At 64.9% G+C, this 17,890-nt stretch carries 12 protein-coding genes; 4 read left to right on the forward strand and 8 right to left on the reverse strand.

The features are described 5' to 3' along the window. Position 1: 1 nt before the first annotated feature. Positions 2-517 carry a hypothetical protein gene (locus H6718_11745; protein MCB9586064.1) on the reverse strand — a complete coding sequence of 172 codons (516 nt, stop codon included), beginning with the start codon at positions 515-517 and terminating at the stop codon, positions 2-4. Between the two features lie 585 nt (positions 518-1,102). Between H6718_11745 and H6718_11750 the strand changes: the two genes are divergently transcribed. Next, positions 1,103-1,594: a hypothetical protein gene (locus tag H6718_11750; protein ID MCB9586065.1), complete on the forward strand. Its 492-nt coding sequence runs from the start codon at positions 1,103-1,105 to the stop codon at positions 1,592-1,594. On the opposite strand, the gene H6718_11755 is transcribed toward H6718_11750, so the two are convergent. From H6718_11755 to H6718_11765, 3 genes are all read right to left on the reverse strand, one after another. Further along, on the reverse strand, positions 1,591-2,100 hold the full coding sequence (locus H6718_11755) for an SDR family oxidoreductase (protein ID MCB9586066.1): 510 nt from the start codon (positions 2,098-2,100) through the stop codon (positions 1,591-1,593). The genes H6718_11750 and H6718_11755 overlap by 4 nt on opposite strands. Positions 2,101-2,223: 123 nt before the next feature. Further along, positions 2,224-2,961 (reverse strand): hypothetical protein, encoded by a 738-nt coding sequence (locus H6718_11760; protein MCB9586067.1) that lies wholly within the window; start codon positions 2,959-2,961, stop codon positions 2,224-2,226. 4 nt (positions 2,962-2,965) lie between these two features. Continuing rightward, positions 2,966-3,970 carry an FAD-dependent thymidylate synthase gene (locus H6718_11765; GenBank protein ID MCB9586068.1) on the reverse strand — a complete coding sequence of 335 codons (1,005 nt, stop codon included), beginning with the start codon at positions 3,968-3,970 and terminating at the stop codon, positions 2,966-2,968. Positions 3,971-4,167: 197 nt separating this feature from the next. Here H6718_11765 and H6718_11770 point away from each other — a divergent pair, with 197 nt between their 5' ends. After that, positions 4,168-7,338, forward strand: coding sequence for a hypothetical protein (locus H6718_11770; protein ID MCB9586069.1), 3,171 nt, complete (start codon positions 4,168-4,170; stop codon positions 7,336-7,338). Between the two features lie 590 nt (positions 7,339-7,928). On the opposite strand, the gene H6718_11775 is transcribed toward H6718_11770, so the two are convergent. Then, entirely contained in the window at positions 7,929-8,678 is a 750-nt protein-coding gene (locus tag H6718_11775; protein ID MCB9586070.1) for a hypothetical protein, read from the reverse strand. A gap of 2 nt (positions 8,679-8,680) precedes the next feature. Beyond that, positions 8,681-8,917, reverse strand: coding sequence for a hypothetical protein (locus H6718_11780; GenBank protein MCB9586071.1), 237 nt, complete (start codon positions 8,915-8,917; stop codon positions 8,681-8,683). A 991-nt stretch (positions 8,918-9,908) separates the two neighbouring features. Here H6718_11780 and H6718_11785 point away from each other — a divergent pair. Next, positions 9,909-12,836 carry an Ig-like domain-containing protein gene (locus H6718_11785; protein ID MCB9586072.1) on the forward strand — a complete coding sequence of 976 codons (2,928 nt, stop codon included), beginning with the start codon at positions 9,909-9,911 and terminating at the stop codon, positions 12,834-12,836. Positions 12,837-12,936: 100 nt separating this feature from the next. On the opposite strand, the gene H6718_11790 is transcribed toward H6718_11785, so the two are convergent. Further along, positions 12,937-14,715 carry a PEGA domain-containing protein gene (locus H6718_11790; protein ID MCB9586073.1) on the reverse strand — a complete coding sequence of 593 codons (1,779 nt, stop codon included), beginning with the start codon at positions 14,713-14,715 and terminating at the stop codon, positions 12,937-12,939. Between the two features lie 91 nt (positions 14,716-14,806). Here H6718_11790 and H6718_11795 point away from each other — a divergent pair, with 91 nt between their 5' ends. Further along, entirely contained in the window at positions 14,807-16,399 is a 1,593-nt protein-coding gene (locus tag H6718_11795; protein MCB9586074.1) for a sigma-54-dependent Fis family transcriptional regulator, read from the forward strand. 9 nt (positions 16,400-16,408) lie between these two features. Here H6718_11795 and H6718_11800 read toward each other — a convergent pair whose 3' ends face one another. Then, the gene (locus H6718_11800; protein MCB9586075.1) at positions 16,409-17,890 is read right to left on the reverse strand and encodes a protein kinase; all 1,482 of its coding nucleotides are present in this window, start codon (positions 17,888-17,890) and stop codon (positions 16,409-16,411) included.

Consider the following 17,890-nt stretch of genomic DNA (forward strand, 5'->3'; position numbering starts at 1 on the left):
CTCAGTTGACCTTGGTCTGAGCTGACTGTGGTTCGCCATCCAAACCCATCCAGAGCCGCACCGCGAGGAACGGAGCGGGCGCCAAATCAATTTGTCGCGCGGCGGGTTCCGCGTTCACGTAGAGATTTATGCCCGGCTGGCCGTCGTCAATCGTCGCGCTGATCCGCCGCAAGAAGGCGTAACCCGCGTGCAGATCGATATGGAGGAACTTCACCGGAGAGACGTTGAGCGTCGGTCCGGCCTTGATCGCGAAGTACTCGAGGTACAGGTCTTCTACCCCGTAGCTCGCTTGGTCCAGGTGAAAGCGACTGAAGTCGAGCTCTGATTTCATTCCCGCGCGGAACCACTTGTTGGCGCGGTGCGACACCTCCGCCGCCTTGGGGAGCAGCGCCTCGACGCGCCACTTGGTATCAACGGTCCAAGCCGCCCGCATCAAGGGCACCAGACTGAAGTCCCCGGTGCTGCGGTCGAAGCCCAACGTCGCGCCTACGTTGACGCCATCTCCCAGCTCGTACATCGCGAGCACGCGGCCCCACGATCGACCAATCGTCTCGCGACACCGAGCCCGCGAAGTCGCTGGCTAGGCCCGCGGTGAGAAATCCACCGGTCAACCAGCGCTCGCCGACCCTATGCACCAAGCCGACCTCAGTGACCGGAGCTTGAAGGGCTAGGGAGTGCTCACCATCGGGGCCGCCAGCGGAAGAGAGCTTGAGGCGTTGATAGGCGAAGCCCGGAAGCAAGATCGTGTTCTTGCCGTCGAGCAACAGCGGAAAGCGCAGGCGCGTGCTCAGCGAGCGCGAGCCGTACCTCACGTCCGGCGACGCCCCGAGCTCAGTTGCCTCCGCGTAGGCCTCTCCCCGTACGAAGCTCAACGGCTCGAGGGACTGGGCTACAGCCGAGCTGGCAGCCAGCCACAGCAACGCAACGATGGGCCAAACGCGTCGGGTCATCAAAAACCGGAGTCGGGAGCGCGAGGGAGCGGCGCGCCTTAGCGGATCTTCTTGGGCGCCTAGCCTCGCGTTGCCAAGCCCGAATCTTGAGCGTGTGTGTGTCGCATCGGTTGCCATCGACTCCGCCTCGGCGACCGCGATACCGTCTCGGCGTGATCCGACGCCGCTGGATACGCACCGAGCAGCCTCATCCTCGAGGCTCGGGCTTTTGGGTCGGACTGCTCTTCGCGGTCATCGGCATCGGGGTGTGTGTGGCATTCGTCGTTCAGCGGAACGAGCCCGAACACGCCGGCATCTTCGAGTGGGTGAGTATGATCGCGTTCGTCGTGGTGGGTCTGCTCCTGGTGCGCCGCGGGTTGCGCAAGGGGAACCACGCCAAGTGGCTGCGCGCAAACGGCGAGGTCTGCAGCGCAGCGGTCATCGACGCCCAGCGCACCGGAGCGGAGGTCGGAGATATTCCGTTGTTCTCCCTCACCCTCGAAGTGGAGGGCGCGACGGGTAAGTACAAGGCGAGTGTGATCGAGCTGTTGCCTCCGGAGAACGTGGCGCTCGCCGTCGGTTCTCGCGTGCGCGTGCTCGTGAGCCCGCGAGATCCCAAAGACGTCTGGCTCGACGCGGTGGAGTCTTGGCCGACGGGGACCTAGCTGCGGTTGATGCTCACTCCACCGTCGAGCAACAGCGCGGTGCCGGTCGTGAACGACGCGGCATCCAAAGCCAGATAGAGAGCCGACTGAGCACTTCGCGCCCGGGAGGCGCGAACAGGGAGGGAGCCTTGGGGGGAGGCGATGCGTTTCAGCGCATGCAGTGACTGCACCATCGCGAGCGCTTCCGGTGTATTGGCGACCGTTGCTCCCATGGGTGTATCGGTTCCTCCAGGAAGCAACGCGTTCACTCGTATGCCACTGGGGCCGAACTCCGCCGCCAGCGCCTGAGTCAAGCCGATGAGGCCGGCCTTGCTCGCGGCGTAACTCGCCATGCCCGGCATGCCTACGGTGTAGCCGACGAACGTCGACGTGAAGATCAGCGAGCAGCTACTCCCTGAGCCGCGCGCGAGCATCGCTGGCAGCTGATACTTGGCCGCGTAGAAGGCCTTGCCGATACCGGAGCTCGCCCCGGTGACGATCGCGACTTTGTCTTTTAGCGTGTACATCTTGCCTCCAGTGCTTGCCGCGCGGATGTGTTGCGGCTTCAGGAGGTGTTTGAACCACGGCGAGCCAGTCCGTGCTGGCCGGATCCGGACGTGGCAGCGAAGTTTCGTCGAATGAGCTGACGTTCAGCGCGGCAGTGGTTCACCGCTGCAGGGCTGACCCATCGCGGTGCCTTCGGCGTATTGCACCAGGCGCTTGGCGTCCACGCGAGTGCCTTCCAAGGTGGCGTCCCATACCGCGAGGAAGCGGCAATGGATGCCGCGCTCGGTCTCGTGGCTGACGCCGTAGGCGCGGAGCCGCCAGCCAGCGTCTGCTTGGTGGAGGCCTACTGCGTGGCGTTTGAGCGCGGGCCCCGCTGCGGGCCAGCTGCCTTCAATCACAGGCGCGTCCATGGTCGGTTGCACCACGAGGCGCCGCATCAGCTCGGCGTGGAGCCAGGCTGAGGCTTCATCCGCGTTGCTCGCTGGTGCTGGCATCACGATCGGATCCGTGGTTGGCCACGACTCGCCGTCGACGTACACATGAGCGCCGAGCATCATTCCCGGCGTTGGTACGTCGGTGCAGCAAGGGTCAGCTTCGTGGGCCAGCGCAAGCAGCTGATGGCCAGCGATGTCCGCCTTGAGGTACGTATAGGCTCTATCTCCACATGGAGGCAGCTCGGGGTGCTCCATGCGAAGTTGGGCTTCATCTGTCGAGCCGCAAAAGGCTTGAACGGGGCTCTGCCGCGGCACCAACGAGGCTGCGTCCACGTCGTCGGCGCTGAGCGCGCCCGAGCCGCCGCCACAGCCTGTCAGCGCAGCGGAAAGCACGGCAGCAGAAGCCGCAGCATTCAGGGCGCTGAGCATGCTCTGAGCGCGCGCCATCGCGTCAGTGTTTAGGCTTGTCCACGCTGGGCACCGCCTGGGCGAACCGCTCAGCGAAGGTCTCGGCGCTGCGGGCGCTGGCGAGGTCCAGCTCGAAGTCGGGGACGGCCTTCGGTGAAAGCTTGGTGAATAGCTCCGCAACTTCCCGTGTGGAAAATCCGAGCTCAGCAAGCGCCTTGCCGTCGAGCTTTCCGCCTGAGGAACTGAGCTCCTCACCCCCAACCCCAACCAGGCGACGTAGAGCGTCTAGCTCCATACGGCTCACGCGGTCGCCGCACACGTCGTAGTCGATCCAGGCTTCGTAGGAGAGCGGAGCGACGCGCTTCAGCATGCCCGCCATCACCCGGCCGTACTCCTGGATCTCCCACTGGGCGTGGGAATCGACGCGCAGGGTGAGGAAGTGCAAGAGGTTGTGCAGGTCGATCTTCCAGTACCACTGGGTGTAGGTCGACAGCGGCAAGTCGATGCGCGCCAGCTCCCGCGCTAGATCTTCCGCGGTCATCCACTCGTACGCCTCGGCGGAGAGCTTGCGGATCTCGTTCCAGCGACGGAGCGCCTCGTCGTAGGTCTGCTGCTCGACGGCGTTGCCGCTGCGGCCCTGGTTGTTGGCGCGGCTCTGAGTTTGCAGCTGCTCTTGATCGGGGGTGTAGAAGAGCATCGGCATCAGCGAGTAGCGACCGGAGTACTCATTCACGTTTGCCGTGCGGTGACGGATCCACTGCCGCGCGATGAACATGGGCATGCAGCAGTGGAACTTCAGCTCCACCATTTCGCTTGGCGTGGTGTGCTTGTGACGACGCAGGTAGCGCAGGAGCCCGCGAGTCTGGCTCTGCTTGCGGGTGCCGTAGCCGTAGCTCACCCGCGCGGCGCGCTCGATGCACTCGTCGGTGCCCATGTAGTCCACCAACGCCACGAAGCCGTGATCGAGCACCGGGAAATACTTGCCGAGGATCTCTTCGGCAGCAGGCGCGGTGGGACGGGCGGTGGTGTGAGTGGGCGCTTCGCTCATGGTTCCTCCGAAGCTCACCGGGGCGCTCAACAGGCGTTCGCGCGGCGAGTCGCGGGACCGTACTGAGCGCATGCGCTCCGTGCAATCACTGGCGCGCCTGACGTCACGTCAGCCGGGTCGACGTAGCGAAACGCGCGCAAAGTCCCGAGGGGCGCAACAAAGCGCAGCGAAACCCAGTGTTTGCCTGGCGCCGGGCGATGGGCGAAGTAGCATGCCAGGCGATGGTGGGACGCGAGCGCATGCTTCGCAGCGGTGTGTTTCTGAGCGGCGTCGTCGGGCTCGCGCTGCTCGGCGGCGTCGCATGCAACAGCAAGAGCGCGGGTTGGAGCACCGCGGCGCCGAACACGGAACAGGGCAAAGCCAAGAAGGCGCCGCGCTGGGTCACGCCGGCGCGCATGGTGGTGCTGCCAGAAGGCCGTGAGTCGAGTTACCAAGAACGCGACGTCGACGGCAGCCTGCGCATCATCGCCTACGGGCTCCGCATGCTGGAGCACCAGGACGGCAGCCTCGAGGTCGCCGAGCAGACGATTCCTGATCGCTTGAACGTGAAGCCGCTGGAGTTGCCGCCGCGCCTGGGTGGCGGCTTTGTCTTCTACTCGAGCGGCTCCCGCAGCCTGTTCTGGACCTCGAAGACCTGGCTCGGCAAGTTGAAGCCCGCTGCAAGTTTCTCTGCGGATATTAACTGGGTGACGCCAGGCTTCGACCGCATCTACCTCAGCACTTCGAGCAGCAACGAGATCCTGGCGGTGGATCCCGTGACCTGGCAGCCGACGGATCTGGGGCCGCTGCCTCCGGCGCCCGGCTATGGCACGATGGCGTTCGCCGGAGAGTGGGTTGCTGCGGTGGAGTCCGACGTGCGCGGCGTGCTGATCACGCTGGACGCCGGCGCGAGCTGGCGTCCGCTCGAGGTGAACACGCCTCCGTCGCCGATCAGCGTTCAGGACGACAAGATCTCCATCAACTCCTACGCTGGGCGCATGTTGCTTGATTCCGCGGGGCAATTGGAGATGTTGGGGCGCTCTGGGGACGACACGGCGTTCAAGGGCGCGGTCAAGTCTGCGCTCCCCGACTGGGCGGAGATGCAGCAAGGGGGCGACGTCGAAGTCCAGGAACGACAGGAGCGCCCGCTGGGAGACAATGCGCTACGTGTCGCTGCCCTCGGCGGCTGGCCCGACACCAAAGATAGCGCCGTGGTCATGGCCCAGGGCAATGTCGCGCGAGTGCGCCTCAGCGACGGCAAGCTGCTCGACGTCAAACGTGATGCGTACGCCGGGGCGGCCACCTGTCAGGGCGCGCAGGTCGGGGTTGGCATCGGCTTCATCTGCGGCGACCCCGCGGGTCAGAGCGTGGTCTACTCGGTGAGTCCGAGCCTCGAGCTCACGCCCATCGTGTCCTTCTCCGAGCCACGCTACATCGCCGCGTCGGGCACCGGCGGCCTGGTGATCCGCGGCGGTTGCAAAGAAGGCTCTTCTTCAGCGCAGGCAGGGGCGACCTCGTATTGTATCCGCTCGGCAAAGGGCAAGCTGCGCGAGGTGCGCGTGCGTGGGGATCGCGGCGTGGAGCGCGTGGTCTCCCTGCAAGATGGGCGCGTCGCCGTCGTGGTACCGCCGCGCCTCGGTGCGCCCGGCACGCTGCTCTTGATCGCGGAAGACGGCAGCAACAAGGCTCTCAAGCTGCGCTACAAGGAGATGGAGGCCTCCACCAAGACGCTGCTCAAGAAGGGCCTTTGGCTCGACGGCCTGACTGAACGCGTGGTGAAGCGCGACAAGAAGAAGGTGCACGTGCTCGCTGGCTGGGTCGCCGGTGGTGGGCCGTTCGTCGGCGTGCAGATCGATCTGGATGGCAAGGTCGCCGCGGGTGAGATCATCAGCGAAGACATCGATCGCAGCTTGCTCTCCGGGCGCTTCGGTTTGGCGATCGGGCGCGGTGGTCTGCTGCGGGAGACGATCGACGGTGGCTTCAGCTGGTCGGAGGTCGCGGTCCCGCCGTCTTTCGGCGATCGCTCGTCACCCGTACCGCGCCTCGGCGACCCCGGCGGGCGCAGCGCCCGAGGTTGCTCGCCAGTGGGCTGCGCGTTCGGCACCTGGCTGCGCGTCGGCTGGCAAGGCCGCCCAGTGGACGAAGCAGACCAGAAGCTCGCGGAGCTCCCCGAGCGGGTGAGCTTGCCATCGAAGAGCGGTAGCCGTTGGACGTTGGAGTGTACGCCGGCGGGGCCCGTCTCCGTGGCAGGGGCGGACGCTGTGAAGTCCGCGCCGCAGCGTCCAGCACCGCCAGGGGTTGCGGGCGCGATGGCCTTCAGTCCGTTGCCCTATGGATACGGTTCCGCGATGCCCACGGCGGAGACGTTGACGTCGAGCGCTTGGACGCCGTTCCTCGGGGTCAAGGCGCCGAACAAGGGCGCCGCCGAGCTCGGCTTCGACTTCGGGAACGACAGCTACGAAACGCGCATGCGCGCCTACGCCTGGGGCCCGCGAGGGAAAGAGTGGAGCCGGCTCTCTCGCTGGGTGATTCGTGTGGAGGACCCGTTCTCCCTCAGCGCGCCGGTTTGGAACACGGCAGTCGCGCGCCCCGATTGGCCCGATCCGGTCTCTGCCGCGATGAGCTTCGGTCAGCTCACACGCTGGGGCGGCTACTCGACCTGGCGCTTCGAGCCAGAGCCGCGCGACGACGCCGGGCTCCTGGTGCTCAACGTGCGCGGAACGCAGACGGCGTATGTCCTCGAGCGCGACCGCGCGCCGCTCCCGCTTCAAGGCAGCGCGATGTGGGCGCTGAATCAGGTATCGGGCGTGGTGAAGGTGCAAGGCACCTGGTACTTCGGCTCAACCATCAACAGCCAGGCGTTCCGCATCTATCGTCTGAACGGCGACGAGCTCGACTACTTTGCGGACTACCCGATGCGCCCCGGCAGCGTCTCCCAAGGGGTGCAGCTGGTGAAGAGCACCCAGGGCGATGCCCTCGGCATCTTGACCAAGGTCAGCCCGCTGCGTGGCAGCGAGAGCCGTTGGTATGTGTTCCCTGTGGATACGCAATCCAAGGACGCAGGGGAGCCCCTGGAGATCAGCTCTGAGTTGCTCGGCGCCACGCCACGGCGCTGCGGCCCCGAGGACGAAGGCTGGTCGATCGTCTCTGAGCCGCCGGTGCAGCCGTACCTTCAGCTCGACGGCACCCGCGCCGCAGGCTCCCGTGTGCAAGCGAAGTTCATCGCCGATGCGGGGGGCCTGTGCGTGGAAGCTTTGGCGGCCACCACCAGCAACGGGCGAGCGATGGACGGCGTCAAGGCGGTCCCCGCGGCACCTTCCAGCGTGGGCCTTGCCCTCAGCGAGCGGGGTGGCGGCGAGGGTCGCTGGGCCTTCCGCTGCAAGCTATAGCGTTGCTGCTACGCCACCTGATTCAGCGTGAGCATTCCTCTCAGGAGGAGGCTACTCGCCTACTCCAGCGTACTCGCAACCCAGGCTCGCATTACCGCGCGGACGCCACTTTTGTGGGAGCAGGTGGGCGGGCGCTCGCGTGATGCGACGCCGGAGGCGGATTGCACAAATGCAATCCTGACCCAGCGGTTGGGCTGGGCAAGTCGTTGAATCCTTCTCGGCGCGTCCGGTTTCGGTGACGCGCGTTCGTCAAGTTGTCTCCAATTTGAAATGGTGCAGCCTGCTACGCAGCATTCGCGATCGCTGTCCCCACGTGAGACTTGATTGCTTTTGTGATTCGAGCTTGCTACTTCCACCGCGTCCGCGTGGAGCGAGGCTGTCCCCCCCCCGGCCCCTCTGCGCGGACACTTTTTTGTCTCTCGAATTTCGGGGGAGAGAGATACCCGCCCGCACCCGCGCTCAACCCGTCGCTGCGGTTTCCAGGGCTTTTCCAGCTGTTTTCGTGCAGTTTCCGCGCGTGACTGCGGAACTTGCGCTTGGCGCCAGACAGCGATCGGCGTTGACGTTGCTGTATTGAAACACCATGCGGCTCAGAACAGGTGGCTCCACGTCAGGCCCGCCCACGGCAACACGCCAGCGATCCATCCCGCGTCTATATCCGGGAGGATTAAAGCATCTAGCTCCGGCGTAAGCTGGAACACATCCCCTTCGGGACGCAGGTCGACGCCCACGCGAAGCGCTGCGTGAGGATCGAACCTGGACGAGTCATCCAGGCAGCTACTTCCGAGCGCCACACCCACCCAAGGGCGAAACCAACTCGGGGTACCCGGGCGGTGACGCACTCCCACGAAGCCGCACGGCGCGGGCACGATGCCCGACAGCTCGAGTGCCCAGCGATCAGCCGGGTACCACTGGGTGTTCGGCGCAAGCGGAAACCCCGGGCCGCCCACAGTTAGACCAACGCTGAAGTTGGGGTAGCGGGGTTCTGGGGGAAGGTCGGTCTCGATGGTCGCGTGCTCGACGTCGGTGACACGAACGCCTCGACCGAGATCTTCTGGGTTTGCGGTCAACTCAGATAGTGGCAGCTCGACGGTCTCATGGCAGGCGTATTCGCCGCGCGCGTCGCGGCAGACACGCAGTGTGAGGCGGACCTCCGTGTCGTCTGGATCGGCAATCGCAACGGTACGCACGAAGCTCGTGCGCACGAAACCTCGCGCCCGCTCGCGCGCCACCTCCGGGAGCTCGCTCGGATCCACCATGGTGCTCGTGTGCTTCACGCAGCCGACGGTGAGTAAGGTGAACAGGCACGACAGGGTTGAGGTGATGCGTCCCGTCGTCATCTCTAGAACAGATAGCTGGCCGTAAAGCCTGCCCAGGGCTGAGGTTTTGGATCGGACAATGAATCCGTGGGGAGCCGTGCGTCGATCTCAGGGGTGAACTGCCAGACTCGCCAGCGCACGACGTCAGCGCCAACACGAAGCGCGGCTGCGCCTTCACATAGCCACGGACCACTTTCGTCGGTCTCCGTGTCTCGTTCGCGCTCTCGGCAACCCGCGGCGATGCTGGCACCGAACCACATCCGTTCGGCACTGCGCGAGCCAGGTCGGAACTTTACCGCCGTGAACCCTTCAAAGCCGACGTCAGGCCTCAACCCGACCTCGGCAACGAGCCAATCCTGTGCGAACCAGCTCCCGGTGTAGGTCCCGAAGATCGCGGGGCCGAGCAGGGTAAGACCTGCGCCGAATGTTGGTTCTGGCGTTGAATGCGCCCTTCCCCGCTTCCCGACTTGGGCTACCTCAGCATTCGGACTATCGCTGGCGCGAGGCTCACACGGGGTGTGAGCCGGGGCGTGACTCCCACTGCACGCCATCAGCCAGAGCGCGCTCAAGGCAAGAGCGCCTGACAGCGCGCGCAGCTCTCCCCATCGCACGCCGAGACGGCGCGCGCCTTTCAGCGGCCCAACACCCACGTCGGGCGGTGAGCAAGCGGTGTGCCGATTGAGCTGCCGTGCGGATCCATCAAGCGATCAGCGAAAAACTGTGCGTTTCACAGCCGGGAGGTGACGCGTGCCCTCACCCCCGATAACCCTTGGGTATGACTCTGGCGTCCCGCCTTCGAGGCCGTGGAGGTCAGCCGACCCGAGTTGTCCGCGAGAAGTGCCCACCTTCGGCCACTCGCTGGACCCCGCGCCGGCTCCGGGATAAACGCATGCCAATGCCTGCGAGTGGTTCTACCGAGTCCTGCGCGCGGCGGCGCACCATCGTGAAGGACATGAGCTGGGCGTGACGCTCCATCAGGCAAAGTTGCCGTGCGGATCTAAAGTGGCTCGCGCTGAGTTTTGAACCGCGCGGAAATGTGCAGTGGTCTTGCCCGTCTGACTCTGCGGCGCCGGTAAGCTGCACGAGTCGCGGCGGCGTACCATGTGCGTGGATGTGGTTGCCTGGCCCGGGCTCGGACGACGAGCCAGCCCATCGGAAGATTTCTGTCTGGTTTCGAGGGGTTCGGCGGATTCGGTTACACAGCCGACGCGAATGTCCTAACCTAACGTTCGTCTGCTTGGAGGAGATCCAGTGAAGCTTAATTCTCAACGCCGTCTCGGCGCCGTCGCCGTCGTGTCTCTTGTTACCGCCCTCGCGGGGGTCAGCTGTTCATCCGATGATGGGCCCAGCGGTGGAGGGAAGAGCGGGAGCGGCGGAACCGGCGCAACCGGTGGCACTGCTGGTACGGGCGGCGTAGGCGGCGTGCCGCAGCCCGAACCCGGGGAGCAATGTTTCGACCCGGAGCCGACTCAGGTGAAGCTGCGGGTGAGCCCGGCGGAGTTGGTGTTGGCCCCAGGCCAGACGCGGCCGGTTGAAGTTACCGTCGACCCCGACGTCTGCGACGTGCGCATGATGCGCTTCGAGTCGGCGGATGCCACGGTAGCGGCGGCCCCAGCGGACGCTCGCATCGACTTGCTGACTCCGACCGCGAAGGTCACGGTGACGGGCAGCGCGGCGGGTAAGACAACGATCAAGGCGTTGTTCCCCACGGGTGATGGCGACGTGACCATCGATATCCCCGTCAACGTGATCAGTGCGGATATCCCGGACTGCAGCGGCTCGGGCGCCGGCAAGGTGGATGACGGCGTGGCGGTGAGCGGCACCGGCGGCCTGGCGATGGCTTCGGTTGGCTACCCGAAGAACGCCACCATGCCCAACAAGAACAGCTTCATTTGGTCGGTGGCGGCCTTCGACACCACCATCGCCTGCGCGGCCGATCAGGTGCCGAGCGGCTTCACCAAGCTCGGCCCCGCCGTGACCTTTGGTCCCGCTGACAAGAAATTCCCCCGGGAAATCCCGTTTACGATCCCGATCAACCCTGCGGCGATCCCAGACATGGCGCGGCTGCGCCACGTTACGGTGTCGTACACGGGGCCCAATGTGAAGACACCGCGCCCAGTCCCGATCGCAGACCCGCGCATCGTGGAAGAGGGCGGCGCCTACAAGCTCTACTTCCAGGCGCCCTGGCTTGGCACCTACCAGGCCATCGCCAAGACCGATGGCGGCACGGTGACCAAGACCCGACGCATCACCCATCGCGCGATCGTCGGCGTGAGCATGGGCGGCGGTGGCACGGCGATGACGGGCTTCCGGAACCACGAGAAGTTCGATGTGTTGGCGCCGCTCGGCGGCCCGGTGGAGTGGACGTGGCTGCTCGGCCACATCCGCAACAATCACATCGGCGGCTTCTTGACGAACGATGGCACCACGGTGCCCACGGGCTTCCCTGAGTTCCCGGAGACGAAGCTGCCTTACGAGCATCCGTCGTCGTTCAACCGCTGGTGGTACGAGTACCCGAAGAACGGCAACGGCGGCTCCTTCCCGCGTTCAGAGTACGTGCAGATCTTCCGCGACCTGGCGTTGATGTTCGGCAACCCAGGCGGCTACAACTCGGCTCCCAACGGGGAGAACTTGCCTGCGGGCGTACCGCCCGATGACCCGAGCGTGGTCGGTGATCGCAACGACCGTGAGTGCGCCGTGTGGGTGGACCCCATTGGTGGCGATCCGAACGAGGCGCATCAAAAAGAGCTCGAGCAGCAGTGCCCGGCGCAGCGCTGCGCCAACACGCTCCGGCTGACCAACTACTTCGATCACGACTTCAACCCGAACGGCACCTTCCCGGTGATCACCTTCTGCGACGGTTCACCTCAGCAGTCGGATCTCACGCCGTACGCCAACACCTGGTCGGATCAGGGCAACAACAAGCCGATGGAGCTAGCCCTTGCCGTCGACTACAACGACAACGGCGTTCGTGACGAAAACGAACCGGTGATCTTTCAAGGCCACGAGCGCTACGAAGATCTCGGTACCGACGGTCTGGCTGACGTCGACGAGCCCGGCTATCAGGCGGGAGTCAACGAAGACCCGAACGGGGACAACTGGAACCCCCAGTACAACCCCACCGGCACCGAGGGCAACCTGCGCTACGACGAGGGTGAGCCCTACGAGGACTACGGCCTGGACGGCGTACAAGGCACGGCGACTAGCCCCTACGACTTCGGTGAGGGCAACGGGAAGTTCGATATGTCGCCTGGTTACAAGGCGTTCCTCGAGCGCGATTCGCGTACGGTAATTACCCAGGACCCGCTGGGCACGCAGAAGGAAGCCTTCGACGACGCCGCGCTCGCCCGCATGGACCTGTGGACCGATGGCGGAACCCGCGACCTCTTCAACTTCTCCGTCTCGGCCCAGGCCATGATGGGCAGCTGGGCAGGACGTGGTCGCATCGTTCACTACTACACCGGCTTCGACAAGTTGCCGGGGCAGACCCTGGGAGACGAGAACCTCTTTTCCGCAGGGCATACGGAGTGGGCGGAGCTGCCAGGTGGCGTGATGATGCGCTACGGCTCTACCGAGCCGACGGACGCAGACTTCAACAGCGGCAGCGGGCAGCACGTAGGCACTGCAGACCAAATCGTGCGTCGCTTGCAGTCGGCCCTCTACTACATCGGATCTCACTGGCCGGACGCGCCTCGTGGGCTATCCGAGGCTGCGGAGATCGATCCGGTCGAAGGCGCGGACATCTGCGAGGTTCGCGGCGGTTGCGACTTCACCTTCACGGACTCCCGCGGTCGCTCGGGCCCGGTCAGCGTGAACTTCCCGCCCGGTTACTCGAACGCCAAAGCGCAGCAGAAGCGCTACCCCGTCATCTACATGCTCCACGGCTACGGGCAGACGCCTGAAGACTTGAAGGCGGCGATCGTTTTCTTGCGGAACTGGATGAACAGCCCGGTCGATTCCTCTGCCTCGCGTTTGCCGGAGGCGATCTTGGTGTACGTAGACGGCCGCTGCCGCTCGAACGCGGCCGGTGAGGAGTCCGAGTGCATCCGCGGCACTTTCTTCACGGACAGCGTGCGTGAGAAGGGGCCGAAGATCGAGAGCTGGTGGATGGAGCTCGTCGACGAAATCGACAAGCGCTACCGCACCATGCCCGAGACCACCATCGAGTGGACGGAGTGAGCTAGACCACCGGGAGCCTCTGACCGAGGGGGCTCTTGCCGGGGCGCGGCCAGGACACCGCGCCCGCTTCTTCCCAGCTTGAGGGGCTGAAGAGGCGCGATCAGAATCGCCAGCCGAGACTGAGTCCCGGGCTGACCAATACGAAGCGTCCCACGCTGCGTTCGTCCCTCGTAGCGCTCGAGCTTCGTGCGCAGGCGACGGGCGCTGGTGTCTGGCTGCAGCTCGTATTGCCGTCGGGAACTGGAGCCACCTCTCCACGACCATTCTTCGGGCCCCCGATGGGAGAAATCAGGAGGCCCACGCCGAGCCCCACACGGAAGTCGCCGAACTGGTACGCGACCTCCAACTCGGGATACACGAATGCCAGTGCGGCTCGTTGCGGGTCTGCGCCCTCAACCGCGACGCGCGCCTGGTCGTCGCCGCGACTGACGCTACCGGTGGTTTGGAGATCGACGTTGGCGAAAAGTACTCCGGCGTGAAGTGCTCCGCTGAACTCCCAAGGTGAGACCTCGAACGTGTATCCAAGGCCCAAGGCCAACCAAGGCCCACTGACAGTCGTCTCGTCGTGAAGGTCGAACGTCGCCTCGTCCGCGGTCTGAGCGTCCTGCACGAAGCTTCGGCTGCTTTCAGTCGTCAAGCGTCCGTAGCCCAGGATCGCCGAGGCTTGGATGTGACTTGGCAGTCGGTAGTCGATTCGTCCACCGAGCCAGACGCCGGTCGCGCCGTTCGGGCCCGAGCACCCCGTGCACGTTTCGGGTCCAGAACCGAGTCCGCTGCCAAGTAGAGCATGGGCGTGCACACCGACGGTCAACCGGCTCGTTTCAGCAGCCCTCCAGCGTGGATGTGTTGGGTCGACCTTTAGCTCCAGAGTGACCACCCGGGCTTGGCCACGCTCGATGAAGAACTCCAGCCGCTGAGTGGCATACCCCTGAGCGCTGACCTGTAGCAAGTGTTGCCCTGCGGTAATGCGGCCGGCAAACGATGAGCCTTGGAGCGGGATGCCATCGAGCGCGAGGCGCGCGTCTGGCGGCGCCGCATGGATCCGAACCGCGCCGCTCAATGGCCGCAGCGCCGGTTCGAGAAGACTGACTTGGCCTTCCACGACGACAATACGTTGAGGGCCAGTTCCGCGGTCTCCTACCTCGACGGCTATCCAATGCGCTCCAGGGGCGAGCGCAGCCTCGAAGGGGAGTGTCCCCACCTTCGCCCCGTCGAGCCAAACGATCCCCTCATCGCTGGGGGCGGCGGAGGTTGGTATGCGGAGCACGCCGCGGTGGGTCAGTGGTCGGAGTTCAATGGACAGCGCGTGGCGCTCTCCTGCGCGTAGCTCTACCTCGCGTACCGCTTGCTTGAAGCCGGTTTTGATTACGCGGATCTCATGCTTGCCTGGCAGCAACACGATGGGACGCCCGGCGGGCAGCTCCGCCCGGCTGCGACCGTCGATCACGAGGCTGGCTGATTGGGGTGTATGGATGGAGAGTCGAGCGACCTTGGGTACGATGGCGGCGATGCGGCGCTCGAGCTTCGAACGCGTGGTGGCGTCCAGGCCTTCCGCGTGATCCGTTAGGAGCTCTTCGTAGAGCGTCAGCGCCTCGTCGAGCTGTCCGAGTTCGTAGTAGCAATAGGCCGCGTTCAACGTGTTCGGTGCCGTGGGCAGCAGCGCGCGCGAGGCTTCGAAGTAGCCCGCCGCTCGCTCGCAGTCTCCGGCGGCTCGCAACCGATTGCCTTGTTCGAACAGCGCCTTCGCTTGCGCCTCTCGTTCGGGTAGCGTCGACGCTGGCGCTGTCTCGGAATCCGACGGGTCACGTGCCTGGGCCAATGCGGTCGTGGAGCAAAACAGCGCCCCCACAAGCCAAATCGCGCCCGCCCCTCGGATCATCTTACACTCCATACCGATCCCATGCTGCGGCTGCCAGCTTTAGGAAGGCGCTCGACTTGACGCGAGTTAGGCGCTCTGAAACAGCACAACCATGGCCTCCAGCGAGCGTTTCTCTGGGCAACCCGGGCCCGACACGTTGTCGGAGCTTGGAGGTGATCTCGAAACGCTGAAGAGCAACGAGTTCGAGTCTCGTACCTCCGTGTCCTCAAGCGTCGAGACGCTTTACGTCCGGATCCTCTATCATACGGATGTTCGGCGCTGGGGCGAGGTCGCTCGACTCGGCGGGCTGAGTCCCAACCAGCGCTTTGAACTCTCTCGTACACTGCCTATTTTCCGGCGCGGAAATATTGTAAGCGGGGCGCCACTCGCCGAACCCCATGTCAGTCGCAGTCCTGTCTTGGTGACAACTGGAACCGACGGAATTCGCATCAACGCATCAGCTGGACTAGCTGCGCACGCTGACGGCGAACCCCTGGAGAGCGCAAGCGCCTCCTTCGAGGAACTGCGCGCGCACGGCTTCGAACTGCAGCTGGGGCGGCGTGTGCGGCTTCGCATCGGAATCCAGCGTGAATACCGCGGGCCGGACCTTGGTCTCACAGGTGGCAGCACGCCTCTGAACGAGCTGCGTTGGGCGATAGGTCGCGTGGCGGACCTACAGGTTCCCGTGCTGATTCGCGGGGAAACGGGGGTTGGCAAGGAGCGTGTGGCGCAAGGCATCCACAGTGCAAGCACTCGCGCAGATGCACCTTGCGTCTCTTTCAACATGGCGCTCAGCACCCGTGATACGGCTGCCTCCGAGCTCTTCGGGCACGTGCGCGGCGCATTCACTGGTGCACTGCAGGCGCGAAGCGGACTCTTCGAGCGCGCTCACACCGGCACGCTGTTCCTGGATGAGATAGGCGAGTTGAGCTTCGACGTGCAGGCCATGCTCCTGCGGGTGCTTGAGAATGGGGTCTTCACGCCGCTCGGTGGTAGCGCCGAGCGCGCCGCTGACGTGCGACTACTCTCAGCCACCGATGCGGATCTCGGACGACTGGTCGAGCTAGGTCATTTCCGTGCGGCGCTGTATCATCGGCTCGCAGGGTTCGTGATCTCGGTGCCTTCGCTCAGGACGCGTAGTGAGGACATCCCTGAGCTTGCCCTGGATTTTCTGCGTCAGGAGCTGGTGCGGGTCGGGGAGTCGGACCGTTTGGGGCGCTGGGAGCCCCGGGCGAGTCCTTGGTTCCCACCGCAGCTGATGCGAGACCTGCTCAGGCACCATTGGTCGGGGAACGTGCGTGAGTTGGGGAACGTGGTTCGTCAGCTATGCGTTTCGAACCGCGGCAGCGCCGTTTACTCGGCGGATGCAACGTTGCAAGCACTGCTAGCGCTACCGGTCACGCCTTTGCCGCGCGCAGAGCGGACGGAGGCGAAGGAGATTGCTGACGATGAGCTGGTGGCGGCGCTTCGCGCACACCAGTTCTCGGTCGGTCCAACCGCCGCCGCGCTAGGGGTCCCTCGGAGCACGCTCTACGGACTCATGGAGCGATCTAATTCCGTGCGGAAGGCGACGGATCTCACGGAGCAGGAGCTGCGCAAGGGGCTAGAGGAACATCAGGGGAACCAAACAAGCCTGGCCGCGCAGCTAGAGATCTCGGAGAGAGCGCTCCGGCTCCGGCTCCGGGCGCTGGGCCTCTTGGACTGAGGCGCGGAGCTACTTCCACTGCTGCATGAATCCAGGGTCGTCGTCTGGCTTGGGCTGAGGGGCGGTCGGGCTGCTTGATCGGGGCTTTGGCTCTGCGAGAGTGGAGGAGCCTTTGGGTTTCGTCCCAGTGGGTTTGCCGCCGGCTAGGCGCCCTGCGGTGCTCGGCGTCGTAGTTTGAGGGGCCGCGGTGCTTGGGGTGCCAGCGCTGGCTTCCGGTGGCGCTTCGCTAGACGGAAGCGCGCTGGAGCTCCGAACTGGCTCAGCAGCAGGGTTCGCCGGCTCTGATTCCGCCGGTGGATCGCTTGTGAACGCCAAACTGGTGCTTTGCTCAGTCGGGGCAGTGTCTCTTGGAAACGCGAACCAAGTCACTGAGGCGATGACGCCCAGAGCGACTGCTGCGGCTACGAAGCGCGCACCGCGATTGGGACGCTCGAAAGTCAGCGAGCGGTTTGCAGACCGGCCCTCAGAAGTTGGCGCCGTTTCCTCCAGAGTATCTGCGAGGAGGGTGTTGTCCAATTCCAAGACTTGAGGGGACGCTGAGTCTGCGCTGGCGGAGTCCGAATCCAGCGTGCTGAGCAGGGCGATATTGCCCTGCGGATTCAAAATGCGGACGTCCACGCTGGACGAGACGTTGGGGCTCGTGCCCAGAGCGTCCCGCAGCCTGGCTAGCATTTCACCCGCGCTCTTTAGGCGTTCCTCGGGTCGCTTGCTAAGACAAGTGTTGATCAACCTGACCAGCGGTTCCGGCAACCAAGGACATCGGTTCTCGACCGGCGTGTGAGCTGTGGTGCACGCCGCCACCAGGACTGCGTTCGGCGTCTCCCCACTGAAGGGCCTTTGGCCGGTCACGCCCTCGTACAACATCACGCCAAGCGCCCAAACATCGGCGGCGGGCGTCGCATCCTTTGCGCTCATCGACTGTTCCGGCGCCATGTAGTGCGGCGTCCCGAGTGCCGTGCCGGTCCGCGTATCCGAGGCAGTGCCAACCTCTCGAGTCAGACCAAAGTCGAGCACCTTCACCCGCCCGTTGCCCCGGGGAAGCTGGGTGATGAAAACGTTCTCCGGTTTCAAGTCGCGATGCACGAACCCCGCGCTGTGAAGCGCACCAACGGGTTCGAGGAGCTCCGCGAACAGCTCAAGAAAGGGCGTGGCGCTCGCTATGGAAGAGGGTGCTCTGTGGGCGCTGAGCCAATCCTTCAGCGTTTCGCCCTCCAGGAGCTCCATGACCAAGAACAACACTTTGCGTTCCTCGTCTCTGCCAGCATCGAGGACCTGAACCAGCCCGGGGTGACCCACCTTGGCTGCAGCGCTGACCTCGCGCTGGAAGCGTGCTGCAGCAGCAGGTCGCTCCGAAGCAGCTGGATGGATCACCTTGAGCGCCACCTCGCGCTGGCTGAGTGTATGACGCGCGGAGTACACCGCGCCCATCCCGCCCGCGCCGATGAGGTCGATGATCTCGTAGCGTCCGGCAACGAGTTCTCCGGATTGCAT

It is taken from the genome of Polyangiaceae bacterium (assembly GCA_020633205.1).
In the GTDB taxonomy this organism is placed as follows: Bacteria; Myxococcota_A; Polyangia; order Polyangiales; family Polyangiaceae; genus JAHBVY01.